The following is a 13,189-nucleotide window of genomic DNA, read 5'->3' on the forward strand; positions in this document are numbered from 1 at the left end:
CCTTTTCACGGGATGTCGACAAGGAATTGCACATCGGTGTTGGCGGCACCGCCAGTGACGGTGGTGCCAATGGATTTGTATGCCGCAGAGAAAATCATGGTGGTGGGGTTCGAGGTATCCACTGTGTAATCCTTCGAAGACATACCGTTGGCCACCGGTGTGCCGGTATCGTCCTTGATGGTCAAGGCCAAATTTGTGGCCCCATTTGGCGCCAGCGCATACAACGCCCCACCTGTACCAGCGCCGCCGTAGCCACCGGTGAAGGTGACGCTGGCGGTACCTGCGACGACGTCACAGCCGTTGCCTGGGGTGATACGCATGCCGAAGGCGCGCGAAGCCGCTTCATCGCCTGTTGCTTTGAACTGTGAAACGCTGACGTTACCCATGTTGACACGAGACATCGGCAGGCCCGTTGATGGGTCGATGATTACGATCGGACAGGTACCGGCATGGACGTGGCCGTGGAAGTGGATCGAACCGGTGTTGGCGGCTAATGCGTTGCTGGCCAGGCCAAGCCCGACGGCAAGCGTGAGAAGCGTCTTTTTCATGTTTGACTCCAGTGCAACAGTTGTAGGCAGGACGTTCTGGCCCCTTGAGTTTCTGCCGAACAACTGGCCGGCAGGAGGACGCGAGATTAGGCCGAGAAGCAATTGATTTGTGTAGGGAAAGTCTGATTATGTCCTGGTAAATTCATCAGGCTGGCGTTTGGTTATGTGTCGCCCAGTGATCTGGCAGCCAACTTGTTACTGATTTTTTAATCAGAATGGTCAACTTCAACGTTCAGTGCAACTGACAAAAATGCTAGTTTTCAGGCTTTGCTCAAAGGGGTTCAATCAAGTCTTGTTCACAGGCGGACTATGCATATGAAAAAGCCGATGAGTGATGGGGCTGATCCAGCGTCTGCGGGCTCAGTACTACTGCCCATGTGGGTGGATTTGACCACTGTCAATACGTGGTGGAGATATAACAATTATGAAGACTTTTTGATCGAATCGATGGTTATGGTCACCCCTATGCCGGGTGGGTTCATGGAAACTACGATGAGAAAGTTTAAGCGTATTGAATTAATTGGTACGGGAGCTGTTTATACTCAAGCTAATCTTTATCCAGGGTATGACGTTGTCACCGGCACGAAGAAGCTCAATAACCTAGGTGTCGAACAGATCTATTGGTTGACCGAGGTGCCGCTTCCCGCAGGGAGGTTGAGGGTGACGTTGCGTCTCGATAGCAGCTACCGCAGGTATCGGGCGCAAGATCAAAGTGTGCTGAGTCTTGAGTGGGACGGGGGCGCGTCTTACGCCTATTACTACCCTAAGGATTCAATGATCCCTACAACGGTGCCCCCGGAGTATGGGGAGTACTACGATCGACGCAAGAAAATCGAGATCGCGATGATGCCGCGGGCTGTCGATTCACAGCTCCAAGACCTCTACATTTACACGATTACGACCCAGAGCCTGCGAGATCACCTTTTCTATATTTGTCAACAACCTCTAGCATACAGAAGCCTTGCGGATCGGACGTCACAGGCCCCTACGCCTGAAGTGCAGGCTCTCTTGTATGCGGAGTTTTCAAAAACCGATTTTCCAGAAGTCGCTGCAGGTAATCCCCCCACAGACAATGCGTGGTTCAGCCATCTGGTTACTCCACCGGGTGCCTGCGTGCCGAATGGAGGAACGCAGCTCCCAGGCGGGTGGAATACTAACTACAAGATAGGCCCTAAAAGGCCGTGGAATCCCTCAACGGTTGCGAGTGCTGGTGAAGTGCACAAAATCGCTCCGCAGGCACGGATTTTTCCCGCTGGTGAGCAAAGGCAGCAATTGGGGTTTGCAGGCGCTACCATAACTGGTGCCGAATGGAGTGTGGTGGGTGAGGCAGGGGGGCGTATTGTCACAGAAGGCAGCGACCACTTTTATGAGCCCGCAACAAAGCCGCCTGACCTCTTGTTCAGCCTACCGGGGGAAACGCTGATACCCGCTGTCTTGAAATCAAGCTATCCTTGGCTACCTGCGCGCACTGATGTGGTGACGGCTGCTGGAGGAGGGGCCCAGGCCTCAGCACTTTACGTCACGATGTTCGTCGGGCCGACGCACTTCATCAGATTTCGCGCTGAGGGCACCGCTTTGCGGTTGAGCTGTTGCTATTTCAACCGCAATCAGGAGGAGGTGGAGTTACAGCCGGAGCATGTCCAGTGGTATATCCTTGCCGGCAACGGTGAGGTAAGGCAAGGGATATTCACACCCCGGTCGGCAGCACCAAGCCCTGTAACAATCCTGATGGCAGAAGATCTTCGCTATCCCGATGAGTGGCGATTCGCGGTGACGATCATTCCTATGCCGTTACTGACCCTACGCGATGTATTGCGGCTCCAGCAAAGCGCAAGCGTGTTGTCACATTCAACTTTGCCCAGTGCAAGCCCAGCCTAGTGCTGGCTGCCCGGTTGCCCACTGAGCAGTTGCTTCTCCTGGTGCCAGTCGAACGGCTCATCGTTCTGTTCGGCCTCGTACCGGCGCTCTTCAAGGCGTTGATACAGATCCAGCTCTTCATCAGGCATGAAGTGCAGGCAGTCGCCGGCGAAAAACCAAAGCAGGTCGCGTGGCACCAGATGGGCGATCTGCGGATAGCGCTGAATTACCTGGCAGATCAGGTCCTGGCCCAGGTACTGGCTTTGCAGCGGGTCTTGCGGCAGCAGGGTCAGCAGTTCTTCGAAGCGTTCGAGGAACAGGGCGTGGCTTTCCTCCGGTACCTGGTCGGCCTCACCCAGCGCCACCAGGATGGTGCGCAGGTGGTTCAGCAGTTGCAGGTGGTATTCCAGGTGGGGGTTGGCCATGTGGATGGTCCTCGAGGTGGTTGAAACGGGGGCGGAGTATACGCCGGTGGGCAGGGGGCCGCAAAAGGGCCCCCTGCATTCAGCGCACCTTGCCTTGCTCAGGCAGTAATTGCTCCTTGTCGAATGCATCCACATCGATCACGGCCCTGCGTGCGTTTTCGGCTGCACGCAGCCGTTGCCCCTCTTCGCCTTGTAGTGCACCGCTCTGAACTGCCGCATCGATGGCCGACTGCCCTGGTGCTGGCTGTACCTTGCCCTCCTTGATCGCCTGATGCAGCGCTTTGTGCAGTGGCGCAGTCTCGTCCAGCAGGTTGCTGGCCCGCTGCAATGCCGCAACCGGGTCACCCTCGGCCTGCGGCCGGAAACAGCCGGCGAGCAACTCCTCCAGCGCCGGGTCGCCCTTGCTGCGGCCAATCAGCGCCGCCACTTCGGCATCCAGCTCATCGCTCGGCCCGGTATGACGGCGGCCGAAGGGGAACACCAGCACGCGCAATGCGCAACCGACAAACCGGTTGGGGAAGTTGTCGAGCAGCCGGTCCAGCGCCTGTTCCGCCTGGCCGAGGCTTTCTTCCATGGCCCAGCGCAGCAGTGGCTGCATGTGCTCGGGCGAGCCCAGGTCGTGGTAGCGCTTGAGTGCGGCGCTGGCCAGGTACAGGTAGCTGAGCACATCGCCCAGGCGCGCACTCAGGCGCTCGCGGCGCTTGAGCGCACCACCCAGCAGCATCATCGACAGGTCGGCCAGCAGGGCGAAGGCGGCTGCCTGACGATTTAGGGCGCGGAAGTAACCTTGGCTCAAGGCATCACCGGGCACTGGCTCGAAACGGCCGAGCCCCAGGTTGAAGACCAACGTGCTGGCCGCGTTGCCGGCGGCGAACATGATGTGTTTCATCAGCAGGTCGTCGAATTCCTTCAGTGCCTGGTCACGGTCCTCGCGGCCGGCCAAGGCCATTTCCCTGAGCACGAACGGATGGCAGCGAATGGCGCCCTGGCCGAAGATCATCAGGTTGCGCGAAAGGATGTTGGCGCCTTCGACCGTGATGAAGATCGGCGCACCTTGCCAGTTGCGACCCAGATAATTGTTGGGGCCCATGATGATGCCCTTGCCGCCGTGCACATCCATGGCGTGCTGGATGCATTCGCGCCCCCGCTCGGTCAGGTGGTACTTGAGAATTGCCGACAGCACCGAAGGCTTTTCGCCAAGGTCCACGGCCTTGGCGGTCAGCAGGCGGGCGCTGTCCATCAGCCACGCGTTGCCGCCGATGCGTGCCAGCGATTCCTGGATGCCCTCGAAGGCCGCCAGCGACACATTGAACTGCTCGCGGATATTCGCGTACTGGCCGGTCACCAGGCTGGTGTACTTGGCCGCGCCGGTGCCGACCGCAGGCAGGGAAATCGAACGGCCCACCGACAGGCAGTTCATCAGCATCATCCAGCCCTTGCCAAGCATGGCCTGCCCGCCGATGAGGAAGTCCAGCGGCACGAACACGTCCTTGCCGCTGTTGGGGCCGTTCATGAACGCGGCGCCCAGCGGCAGGTGGCGTTTACCGATTTCGACACCGGGGGTGTCGGTGGGTATCAGCGCAAGGCTGATGCCCAGTTCTTCCTCTTCGCCCAGCAGGTGGTCAGGGTCGTAGGCCTTGAAGGCCAAGCCCAGCAGGGTAGCGACCGGGCCCAGGGTGATGTAGCGCTTCTCCCAGTTCAGGCGCAGGCCCAGCACTTCTTCGCCATTCCACTGGCCTTTGCAGATAATGCCGGTGTCGGGCATGGCGCCGGCATCAGAGCCAGCGAGCGGGCCGGTCAGGGCGAAGCAGGGGATTTCGTCGCCGCGAGCCAGGCGTGGCAGGTAGTGGTTGCGTTGTTCGTCGGTGCCGTAGTGCAGCAGCAGTTCGGCCGGGCCCAAAGAGTTGGGCACCATCACCGTGGAAGCCAGGTCGCCACTGCGGGTGGCCAGTTTCATCGCCACCTGCGAGTGCGCGTAGGCAGAGAAGCCTTTTCCGCCATATTCCTTGGGGATGATCAGCGCGAAGAAACCATGCTGCTTGATGTGGTCCCAGGCGTCGGGCGGCAGGTCCAGGTCCTGGCCGATCTGCCAGTCGCTGACCATGGCACACAGGTCCTCAGTGGGGCCGTCGATGAAGGCCTGTTCTTCTTCGGTCAGCTTCGGTGCCGGGTAAGCCAGCAAGGTGCGCCAGTCGGGGCGCCCGCTGAACAGTTCTCCGTCCCACCATACCGTGCCGGCGTCGATGGCCTCGCGCTCGGTTTGCGACATTGGCGGCAGGGTGCGCTGGAACCAGCTGAATACCGGGCCGGTGAACACTTTGCGGCGCCACTCCGGGAGCGCAACCAGGGCGATCTTCAAGGCCAGTACGATCCAGATCACAGCCAGAAGCCAGCCGGGCGCACTGCTGAAAATGCCCATGAGCAGCACATAGGCCGCCATGATGCCGAGAATCTGCAAGGGCGCCAGGCGCCGGTGCGTGAGGTACGCCGCGCCGATCACCAGCACTACCAACCACAACAGCAACATAATCGGTCCTCCTTGGAACCAAGGGCTTGAGCCGTCCCAGACAGCTTAGACGCAATGCTGTGAACGGCAGCTTCAGAACAGTGACAGGGTGTGGCAGCGGGAGTTTCAGTTCATTTGTTCGTCTGTGCCGGCCTCTTCGCGGGCACGCCCGCTCCCACAGGAATACCGGTGGCGTGAAGATTGTGGTGGTCCTGTGGGAGCGGGCGTGCCCGCGAAAGGGCCGGTACAGGCGGCGAAGGTCTGGAGTAGACTGCACCACCACCGCATTTCATAAGGACGTTGCCATGCTGAAGATCTGGGGCCGCAAGAATTCGAGCAATGTGCGCAAGGCACTGTGGATTGCCCAGGAACTGGGCCTTGATTTCGAGTCCATCGACGCCGGTGGCGCTTTCGGCGTGGTCAACGAGCCGCAATACCGCGCCCGCAACCCCAACGGGCTGGTGCCCATGCTCGAAGACGGCGACCTGACCCTGTGGGAGTCCAACACCATCGTCCGCTACCTGTGCGCCGAGTACGGCGCAGAGCTGGGCTGGTACCTGGACGACCCGCGCCAGCGCGCCTTGGCCGACAAATGGATGGACTGGACCACCTCTTCCTTCGCCGCACCGTTCCGTCCGCTGTTCTGGGGCCTGCTGCGCACCCCGGAAGACCAGCGCGACTGGGTGGCGATCAACGCCGCGCACAAGCAGTGCGCCCAGCTGCTGGCCATTGCCGATGAAACCCTGGCCAATCAGCCCTACCTGTCCGGTGACCAGATCGGCATGGGCGACATCCCACTGGGTAGCTTCATCTATGCCTGGTTCGAAATGCCCATCGAGCGCCCGGCCATGTACAACCTGCAAGCCTGGTATGAACGCCTGAAACAACGCCCGGCCTACCAGGCCGCGGTGATGACTGCGCTCACTTGAACCTGCTTCGATAGTCATTATCAATAGATGTGACTGTACTTGTGCGGCCTGGCCTTGCACCATTGGCCGCACTCACTGCGCCAGTGACTTTACCTGGCGTGTCCTGCACCTTTTTCCTCGGTAAGTGACCCGCTATGAGTTCCGCCCTGTCCATCCGACAGCTCACCAAGACCTACGGCAACGGCTTCCAGGCCCTCAAAGGCATCGACCTCGATGTTGCCGAAGGCGACTTCTTCGCCTTGCTGGGCCCCAACGGCGCCGGCAAATCCACCACCATCGGCATTCTCTCCACCCTGGTGAACAAGACCAGCGGCACGGTGAACGTTTTCGGCCATGACCTCGACCGCGAGCCTTCAGCGCTGAAGCGATGCCTGGGTGTGGTGCCGCAGGAATTCAATTTCAACCAGTTCGAGAAAACCTTCGACATCGTCGTGACCCAGGCCGGCTATTACGGTATTCCGCCCAAGCTGGCCAAGGAACGCGCCGAGCAGTACCTGACCCAGCTGGGCTTGTGGGACAAGCGTGATGTGCAGTCTCGTTCGTTGTCTGGCGGCATGAAGCGCCGCTTGATGATTGCCCGCGCGCTGATTCACGAGCCGCGCCTGTTGATCCTCGACGAACCCACCGCAGGTGTGGACATCGAACTGCGCCGCTCCATGTGGAGCTTTCTCACCGAGCTGAACCAGAAGGGCATCACCATCATCCTCACCACCCACTACCTGGAAGAGGCTGAGCAGCTGTGCCGCAACATCGGCATCATCGACCACGGCACCATCGTCGAGAACACCAGCATGCGCCAGTTGCTGGGCAAGCTGCATGTCGAAACCTTCGTGCTCGACATCAAGCAGGACTTGGCCAGCGCGCCGGTGCTGCAAGGCTATCCGTGCCGGCTGCTGACTCCCCATACCCTTGAAGTGCAAGTGGACAAGGACATCGGCATTACCGCGCTGTTCGGCCAGTTAGCGTTGCAGAACATCGAGGTGCAGAGCTTGCGCAACAAGACCAACCGACTCGAGGAGCTGTTCGTGTCCCTGGTGGAAAAAAACCTGTCGAAGGTGGCCGTATGAGTGTGGAACTGCGCACCAACTGGGTCGCCCTGAACACCATCGTCTACCGCGAAGTGCGGCGCTTCTTGCGCATCTGGCCGCAGACGTTGCTGCCGCCTGCGATCACCATGGTTTTGTACTTTGTCATCTTCGGTAACTTGATCGGCCGACAGATTGGCGACATGGGTGGCTTCACCTACATGCAGTACATCGTGCCGGGTCTGATCATGATGTCGGTGATCACCAACTCCTACGGCAACGTGGTGTCGAGCTTCTTCGGCAGCAAGTTCCAGCGCTCGATCGAAGAACTGATGGTGTCACCGGTGTCACCGCACACCATTCTTGTCGGCTATGTGCTAGGCGGCGTGCTGCGCGGTTTGGCGGTGGGGGTGATCGTAACCATCCTGTCGATGTTCTTCACCGACCTGCAGGTGCACCACCTGGGCGTGACCGTGGTCGTGGTGCTGCTGACGGCCACCATCTTCTCGCTGCTGGGCTTCGTCAACGCCGTGTTTGCGCGCAATTTCGACGATATCTCGATTATCCCGACCTTTGTGCTGACGCCGCTGACCTACCTGGGCGGGGTGTTCTACTCGATCAACCTGCTGCCGCCATTCTGGCAGACCGTGTCGCTGGCCAACCCGGTGCTGCACATGGTGAACTCGTTCCGCTACGGCATCCTAGGGGTGTCGGATATCAGCATTGGCACGGCGATCACCTTCATGCTGGTGGCCACTGCGGTGCTCTACACGTTGTGCATCCGCCTGCTGGTCAGCGGCCGTGGCATGCGCGCATGAGCCCTGCTGTGAACATCTGAGCTTGCGCCGGCGCCACTGCCGGGCAATCCACCAGCGCCAGTACAGCAGGGTGGTGAAGTAGGCGGCAATGCCCAGTACCACCCCGCACACCACCGACCCCAGCAGGAACGGCTGCCACACGGTTGCAAGCTGGTCGGTGATCCAGTCGAACGTCAGTTCGTCGGGCAATGTGCGCGGCGGCACCTGCATCAGCCAGGCGCCGGTCATGTAGGTGACGAAGAACACCGGCGGCATGGTGAGCGGGTTGGTCAGCCACACCAGGCTGACCGCGATCGGCAAGTTGCCACGTACCGGGATTGCCAGCGCCGCCGCCAGCAGCATCTGCATGGGGATGGGAATCAACGCCGCGAACAGGCCCACGCCCATGGCCCGTGCCACCGAATGGCGGTTCAGGTGCCAGAGGTTGGGATCGTGCAGCAACTTGCCGAAAAAGCGTAAGGACTTGTGTTCCCGAATGCTGGTCGGGTCCGGCATGTAGCGTTTGAAAAGTCGGCGCGGCATGTAGGCTCCCGGAGCGTTGATCCGCGCAGTATGCCCTTAATCCTGCGCAGTCTCGTTTAGAGTTTGTGACAATTGTTGAGCAAGCTTTGCCGGCAATTGAGCTATGCCTCAGGGGGTGATTTACCTTCTGGAGCTCTACCTCATGCGCACAGGGATGTTTGCGCTCGCGCTCGGGCTGCTGTGCCTGGGCTTTCTCCCCGTATTGCCATCGGTCGGGTGGCTGCTAGCGCTGGCGGCCTGTGCTGCCGTCAGCCTGTTTACCCGTGTTTGGCCGGTGGGCTGCTTTCTGTTGGGCCTGTGTTGGGCGTGCTGGTCTGCTCAGCAGGCGCTTGATGACCGCCTGGCTGCCGGCCTGGATGGCCGCACCTTATGGCTGGAGGGGCGGGTGGTCGGCTTGCCAGCACGCACCTCGCAAGGCGTGCGCTTCGAGCTGGAGGCAGCACACTCGCGGCGGGCCGAGCTGCCGCAACGCCTGCAACTGAGCTGGTTCGGCGGGCCGCCGCTGCGGGCCGGTGAGCACTGGCGGCTGGCCGTGACCCTTCAGCGCCCCGCCGGGCTGCTCAACCCACATGGGCCCGACCGGGAGGCGCAACTGCTGGCCAGGCGGGTGGGTGCAACCGGTACGGTAAAGGCCGGGCAACTGCTGGCGCCGGTAACCGGTGGTTGGCGCGATGTGCTGCGTCAGCGTTTGCTGGTGGTCGAAGCCAATGGCCGGCAGGCCGCGTTGGTGGCACTGGTGCTTGGCGACGGCACAGGCCTGGCCCGGGAGGACTGGCAGACGTTGCAAGCCACCGGCACGGTGCACCTGTTGGTGATCTCTGGCCAGCACATCGGCCTGGTGGCCGGCTTGCTGTACGGTCTGGTCGCCGGACTGGCGCGTTGGGGGCTGTGGCCCGCTCGGTTGCCGTGGCTGCCCTGGGCGTGTGGCCTGGCCATGGCGGCGGCGCTGGCCTACGGCTGGCTGGCCGGTGCTGGTGTGCCGGTGCAGCGCGCCTGCCTGATGCTGGCGGTGGTGTTGCTCTGGCGCCTGCGCTTTCGCCACCTCGGTGCGACGCTGCCGCTGTTGCTGGCGCTGGTCGCGGTGCTGCTGGTCGAACCGCTGGCAGCGCTGCTGCCTGGGTTCTGGCTGTCATTTATGGCGGTGGTCACGCTTGTCTATTGCTTCAGTGCCCGGCTAGGGGGTTGGCGGCCTTGGCAGGCCTGGACGCGCGCGCAATGGGTGATCGCCATCGGCCTGCTGCCGGTGTTGCTGGCCACGGGGCTGCCGGTGAGCCTGAGTGCGCCGCTGGCCAATCTTGTCGCAGTGCCTTGGGTGAGCGTGGCGGTGCTGCCTTTGGCACTGCTGGGTACGTTGCTGTTGCCACTGGGCGGGGTAGGGGAGGCGTTGCTATGGCTGGCGGGTGGCCTGCTGGATGGGCTGTTTCGGCTGCTGGCGCTGGTGGCGCAGCAGCGCCCGGCATGGGTGGCGCCGGCCCTGCCATTATGGGCCTGGCTATTGGTGAGCCTGGGCGCTCTGTTGGTTTTGCTGCCCCGTGGAGTGCCGCTGCGCGGGTTGGGCGGGGTGATGCTGCTGGCCTTGTGGGTGCCCAGGGAACCGGTGCCGCACGGGCAGGTCGAGGTCTGGCAACTGGACGTTGGCCAAGGGCTGGCGGTGCTGTTGCGCACCCGGCATCACAGCCTGCTGTACGACGCCGGGCCGGCCAGAGGCGAAAGCGACCTGGGGGAGCGGGTGGTGCTACCGACGTTGCGCAAGCTGGGGGTGGGCAGCCTGGACACGATGGTGATCAGCCACGCGCATGCCGACCATGCGGGTGGTGCCTCGGCCATGCAGCGTGGTCTGCCAGTCAGGCGGCTGATCGGCGGGGAAGCGCTGGAAGAAGTGCCATTGCAGCCTTGTGCCAGTGGCGAACAATGGGACTGGGATGGCGTGCGCTTTTCGCTGTGGCGCTGGGCGGCCGGGCAGAGCAGCAATGACCGTTCCTGTGTGCTGTTGGTAGAGGCGCAGGGCGAGCGCTTGCTGCTGGCGGGGGATATGGAAGCTGCTGCCGAACGGGCTTGGCTGGCAGACCATGAAACGCCGCGTATCGACTGGTTGCAGTCACCGCACCATGGCAGCCGCAGTTCGTCCACCGAGGCGTTCATCCGGGCTACTGCGCCGCGTGGGGTATTGATTTCGCGAGGGCGCAACAACAGCTTCGGGCACCCGCATGTTCAGGTGATGGAGCGTTATCAGCGGCATGGGCTGGCGGTGCATGACACGGCGGTGGAGGGGGCATTGAGGTTGGTGGTGGGGCAGCATGGCGAAGCCGAAGGTATGAGGGGGCAGCGGCGGTTTTGGCGGGTTCGAGCTGAGTGAGGGGGAGGCAGGCCGGTGCATACGCCAATTCCCTGACCTCCGGCAGATGAGCCCTCGGCGCGCCTATGGTAGAGTGGCGGCCTTTTTGCGAAGGGGCGTTTACTGTGTGGGAATTGGTCAAGTCCGGTGGTTGGATGATGCTGCCGATCATTCTGAGTTCCATCGCTGCCATGGCTATCGTCGTCGAGCGCCTGTGGACCCTGCGCGCCAGTCGCGTCACCCCGCCGCACCTGCTGGGCCAGGTGTGGATGTGGATCAAGGACAAGCAACTGACCAGTGACAAGCTCAAGGCCCTGCGCGCCGATTCGCCACTGGGCGAAATCCTTGCCGCGGGCCTGGCCAACTCGCGCCATGGCCGCGAAATCATGAAAGAGTGCATCGAGGAAGCCGCCTCGCGCGTCATTCACGAACTGGAGCGCTACATCAGCACGCTCGGCACCATCGCCGCCATGGCCCCGCTGCTGGGCCTGCTGGGCACCGTGCTGGGCATGATCGACATCTTCAGCGCCTTCATGGGCTCGCAGATGAATGCCAATGCGTCCGTGCTGGCCGGTGGTATCTCCAAGGCCCTGGTCACCACTGCGGCCGGCCTGATGGTCGGTATCCCGGCGGTGTTCTTCCACCGCTTCCTGCTGCGCCGCATCGATGAGCTGGTGGTGGGCATGGAACAGGAGGCAATCAAGCTGGTGGAAGTGATCCAGGGCGACCGTGAAGTGGAAGTGGCCGGAGGCAAGGCGTGAAGTTCCGGCGCAATCGCCAGCGGGAGAACGTCGACATCAACCTGGCGTCGTTGATCGACGTGGTGTTCGTCCTGCTGCTGTTCTTCGTGGTCACCACCACCTTCACCCGCGAGACCCAGCTGCGCGTCGAACTGCCCGAAGCTGCCAGCGCCGAGAAGGCGCCGGCCGACCAGGACAAGCTGGTGGAAATCACCATCAGCGCCGAAGGCGTGTATTCGGTGAACAACCACCTGCTGCCCAAGAGCGACCTGGCCACCTTGAGCGAGGCCATCGAGCGTGAGTCGGGCGGTGACAACAAGCTGCCGCTGGCCATCAGCGCCGATGGCAAGACCCCGCACCAGGCTGTGGTCACCGCAATGGACGCCGCCGGCAAGCTCGGTTTCAGCCAGTTGCGTATGACCACCGTCGAGGCGGCCCAGGGCACGCCTTGATGGCTTTCGCCGACCGTTTGCTCGCCGCCTGGTACGCCGGGCACCCAGCACTGGCGCTACTGCGCCCGCTGGAGGCGTTGTACCGCCGCGTGGTCACGCGCAAGCGGGCGCGTTTTCTCAGTGGCGAAAGTGCCAGCTACCGGGCGCCAGTGCCAATCATCGTGGTGGGCAACATCACCGTGGGCGGCACGGGCAAGACGCCGATGATTCTCTGGCTGATCGAGCACTGCCGCCAGCAGGGGCTGAAGGTGGGCGTGGTCAGCCGTGGCTATGGTGCCAAGCCGCCGCAGCTGCCCTGGCGGGTGCAGGCCGACCAGCCGGCCGACCAGGCGGGCGATGAACCGCTGCTGATCGTGCAGCGCACCGGCGTGCCGCTGATGATCGACCCCGACCGTTCCCGCGCTGTGCAGGCGTTGCTGGCCAGCGAACCGCTCGACCTGATCCTGTGCGATGACGGCATGCAGCACTACCGCCTGGCCCGCGACCTCGAACTGGTGCTGGTCGATGCCGCCCGCGGCCTGGGCAATGGCCGCTGCCTGCCAGCCGGCCCTTTGCGCGAGCCCGCCGAACGCCTGCAGGATGCTGACGCGGTGCTGTTCAACGGTGCCAGTGCCGACCGCGCCGATGGTTTTGGCTTCTGCCTGCAGCCGTCCGCCCTGGTCAACCTGCGCACTGGCGAGCGTCGTGCCCTCGACCATTTCCCCGCAGGCCAGCGCCTGCACGCGGTGGCCGGTATTGGCAACCCGCAACGTTTCTTCAATACCCTGCTGGGGCTAAACTGGCAGCCGGTGCCGCATCCCTTCGCCGACCATGCACGGTTCAGTGTCCAAAGCCTGGCCTTCAGCCCGCCGCTGCCGCTGGTGATGACCGAGAAGGATGCGGTGAAATGCCGGGCCTTCGCGGCTGACGACTGGTGGTACCTGGCCGTCGAGGCGCAGCCCACGCCGGCTTTCAGCGCCTGGTTCGACAACCAGCTGCAGCGTCTGCTGCGCAAGCCCTGAGCCTGTTTTCAATTTTCGGCCACCTGGCCTA

General features: G+C 62.3%; 12 protein-coding genes. 8 read left to right on the plus strand and 4 right to left on the minus strand.

Annotation, left to right across the window (positions count from 1 at the left end; translation table 11 throughout):
• Positions 1-5: 5 nt before the first annotated feature.
• Positions 6-548, minus strand: a complete 543-nt coding sequence (locus E8E78_RS28725) for a fimbrial protein (RefSeq protein WP_059395224.1) — start codon at positions 546-548, stop codon at positions 6-8.
• Between the two features lie 315 nt (positions 549-863).
• Here E8E78_RS28725 and E8E78_RS28730 point away from each other — a divergent pair, with 315 nt between their 5' ends.
• Positions 864-2,426 (plus strand): hypothetical protein, encoded by a 1,563-nt coding sequence (locus E8E78_RS28730; RefSeq protein ID WP_280315240.1) that lies wholly within the window; start codon positions 864-866, stop codon positions 2,424-2,426.
• Here E8E78_RS28730 and E8E78_RS28735 read toward each other — a convergent pair.
• Both E8E78_RS28735 and E8E78_RS28740 read right to left on the minus strand, forming a co-directional pair.
• A complete protein-coding gene (locus tag E8E78_RS28735; protein WP_049274323.1) occupies positions 2,423-2,830 on the minus strand; it encodes a PA2817 family protein in 408 nt (135 codons plus the stop codon). The two genes, E8E78_RS28730 and E8E78_RS28735, sit on opposite strands and share 4 nt — an antisense overlap.
• 79 nt (positions 2,831-2,909) lie before the next feature.
• Positions 2,910-5,357 (minus strand): acyl-CoA dehydrogenase, encoded by a 2,448-nt coding sequence (locus E8E78_RS28740; protein WP_280315238.1) that lies wholly within the window; start codon positions 5,355-5,357, stop codon positions 2,910-2,912.
• Positions 5,358-5,641: 284 nt separating this feature from the next.
• Between E8E78_RS28740 and E8E78_RS28745 the strand changes: the two genes are divergently transcribed.
• The 3 genes from E8E78_RS28745 to E8E78_RS28755 all read left to right on the plus strand — a co-directional run bounded on the left by E8E78_RS28745 (position 5,642) and on the right by E8E78_RS28755 (position 8,108).
• Entirely contained in the window at positions 5,642-6,265 is a 624-nt protein-coding gene (locus E8E78_RS28745) for a glutathione S-transferase (RefSeq protein ID WP_084967599.1), read from the plus strand.
• A 134-nt stretch (positions 6,266-6,399) separates the two neighbouring features.
• Positions 6,400-7,332 (plus strand): ABC transporter ATP-binding protein, encoded by a 933-nt coding sequence (locus tag E8E78_RS28750; RefSeq protein ID WP_016500911.1) that lies wholly within the window; start codon positions 6,400-6,402, stop codon positions 7,330-7,332.
• The gene (locus E8E78_RS28755) at positions 7,329-8,108 is read left to right on the plus strand and encodes an ABC transporter permease (protein ID WP_016500910.1); all 780 of its coding nucleotides are present in this window, start codon (positions 7,329-7,331) and stop codon (positions 8,106-8,108) included. The genes E8E78_RS28750 and E8E78_RS28755 overlap by 4 nt, the downstream gene beginning before the upstream one ends.
• Here the strand turns inward: E8E78_RS28755 and E8E78_RS28760 are convergent.
• Complete coding sequence (locus tag E8E78_RS28760) at positions 7,992-8,630, minus strand: DUF2062 domain-containing protein (RefSeq protein ID WP_139814005.1); 639 nt, start codon at positions 8,628-8,630, stop codon at positions 7,992-7,994. The genes E8E78_RS28755 and E8E78_RS28760 overlap by 117 nt on opposite strands.
• Before the next feature lie 142 nt (positions 8,631-8,772).
• Between E8E78_RS28760 and E8E78_RS28765 the strand changes: the two genes are divergently transcribed.
• The 4 genes from E8E78_RS28765 (at position 8,773) to lpxK (ending at position 13,158) form a co-directional block, all read left to right on the plus strand.
• The gene (locus E8E78_RS28765) at positions 8,773-10,986 is read left to right on the plus strand and encodes a DNA internalization-related competence protein ComEC/Rec2 (protein WP_114942664.1); all 2,214 of its coding nucleotides are present in this window, start codon (positions 8,773-8,775) and stop codon (positions 10,984-10,986) included.
• Between the two features lie 104 nt (positions 10,987-11,090).
• A complete protein-coding gene (locus E8E78_RS28770; RefSeq protein ID WP_016500907.1) occupies positions 11,091-11,726 on the plus strand; it encodes a MotA/TolQ/ExbB proton channel family protein in 636 nt (211 codons plus the stop codon).
• Positions 11,723-12,157, plus strand: coding sequence for a biopolymer transporter ExbD (locus tag E8E78_RS28775; protein WP_016500906.1), 435 nt, complete (start codon positions 11,723-11,725; stop codon positions 12,155-12,157). Before E8E78_RS28770 ends, E8E78_RS28775 begins: the two co-directional genes overlap by 4 nt.
• Positions 12,157-13,158 carry a tetraacyldisaccharide 4'-kinase gene (gene lpxK, locus E8E78_RS28780; RefSeq protein ID WP_059395220.1) on the plus strand — a complete coding sequence of 334 codons (1,002 nt, stop codon included), beginning with the start codon at positions 12,157-12,159 and terminating at the stop codon, positions 13,156-13,158. Before E8E78_RS28775 ends, lpxK begins: the two co-directional genes overlap by 1 nt.
• The last annotated feature ends 31 nt before the right edge of the window (positions 13,159-13,189 follow it).

It is taken from the genome of Pseudomonas sp. BN505, assembly GCF_029873175.1.
Classification (GTDB): Bacteria; Pseudomonadota; Gammaproteobacteria; order Pseudomonadales; family Pseudomonadaceae; genus Aquipseudomonas; species Aquipseudomonas putida.

Bases quoted from the DNA above. Each gene is read 5' to 3' on its own strand.
- E8E78_RS28755 (WP_016500910.1), top strand. From the start codon at position 7,329: ATGAGTGTGGAACTGCGCACCAACTGGGTCGCCCTGAACACCATCGTC.
- E8E78_RS28745 (WP_084967599.1), top strand. From the start codon at position 5,642: ATGCTGAAGATCTGGGGCCGCAAGAATTCGAGCAATGTGCGCAAGGCA.
- E8E78_RS28765 (WP_114942664.1), top strand. From the start codon at position 8,773: ATGCGCACAGGGATGTTTGCGCTCGCGCTCGGGCTGCTGTGCCTGGGC.
- E8E78_RS28730 (WP_280315240.1), top strand. From the start codon at position 864: ATGAAAAAGCCGATGAGTGATGGGGCTGATCCAGCGTCTGCGGGCTCA.
- E8E78_RS28750 (WP_016500911.1), top strand. From the start codon at position 6,400: ATGAGTTCCGCCCTGTCCATCCGACAGCTCACCAAGACCTACGGCAAC.
- lpxK (WP_059395220.1), top strand. From the start codon at position 12,157: ATGGCTTTCGCCGACCGTTTGCTCGCCGCCTGGTACGCCGGGCACCCA.
- E8E78_RS28760 (WP_139814005.1), bottom strand. From the start codon at position 8,630: ATGCCGCGCCGACTTTTCAAACGCTACATGCCGGACCCGACCAGCATT.
- E8E78_RS28725 (WP_059395224.1), bottom strand. From the start codon at position 548: ATGAAAAAGACGCTTCTCACGCTTGCCGTCGGGCTTGGCCTGGCCAGC.
- E8E78_RS28735 (WP_049274323.1), bottom strand. From the start codon at position 2,830: ATGGCCAACCCCCACCTGGAATACCACCTGCAACTGCTGAACCACCTG.
- E8E78_RS28740 (WP_280315238.1), bottom strand. From the start codon at position 5,357: ATGTTGCTGTTGTGGTTGGTAGTGCTGGTGATCGGCGCGGCGTACCTC.